Source organism: Luedemannella flava, from assembly GCF_039528515.1.
In the GTDB taxonomy this organism is placed as follows: Bacteria; Actinomycetota; Actinomycetes; order Mycobacteriales; family Micromonosporaceae; genus Luedemannella; species Luedemannella flava.
On sequence record NZ_BAAALT010000320.1, the window covers coordinates 1 to 756 of the forward strand.

At 70.5% G+C, this 756-nt stretch carries 2 protein-coding genes; both read left to right on the forward strand.

Annotated features, from left to right (window positions below):
• Positions 1-436: ABC transporter ATP-binding protein (locus ABD211_RS32975; RefSeq protein ID WP_344140436.1), on the forward strand; the 436-nt coding region annotated here is incomplete at its 5' end.
• Positions 437-486: 50 nt separating this feature from the next.
• Positions 487-756, forward strand: a 270-nt coding sequence (locus ABD211_RS32980; protein ID WP_344140438.1) for an ATP-binding cassette domain-containing protein, incomplete at its 3' end; no start/stop codon positions are given.

A 756-nucleotide genomic window follows, 5' to 3' on the forward strand; every position in this document is an offset into this window, starting at 1 on the left:
CGAGGAGAACATCCTGCTGCCGCTGAACATCGCCGGCCGTAAGCCGGACCGGGCGTGGTTCGACACGGTCGTGGCCACGGTGGACCTGGGCGGGCGTCTGGGCCACCGCCCGTCGCAGCTGTCCGGCGGCCAGCAGCAGCGCGTCGCCTGTGCCCGGGCCCTGGTCGCCCACCCCGAAGTGATCTTCGCCGATGAGCCGACGGGTAACCTGGACTCCCGCTCCGGCGCCGAGGTGCTCGCGTTCCTGCGCCGCAGCGTCCACGAGTACGGGCAGACGATCGTCATGGTCACCCACGACCCGAACGCCGCCTCGTACGCCGACCGGGTGATCTTCCTCGCGGACGGGCAGATCGTCGACGAGCTGACCGCCCCGACCGCCGACGCGGTCCTGGACCGGCTCAAGCATCTCGACACCGTACGCGCCGTCGCGGGCTGATTAGGCGGATAGCTCACTAGCCGGGCGTTCCGCCCGTTAGTTTGATCTACGTGAGTCAGATCGCGGCCTCCGCCCGGGACGTGTGGAAGGTGTACGGCAGCGGCGAAGCGCAGGTGGTGGCGCTGCGCGGCATCAACGCGGAGTTCGCCTGGGAGAAGCTGACCGCGATCATGGGCCCGTCCGGGTCCGGCAAGTCCACCCTCATGCACTGCCTCGCCGGCCTGGACACGGTCGACCGGGGCGAGGTGCGCATCGGCGACAGCGTTCTCACCCGGCTGAACGACGCGGGCCTGACGAAGCTGCGCCGCGACCGCGTGGGC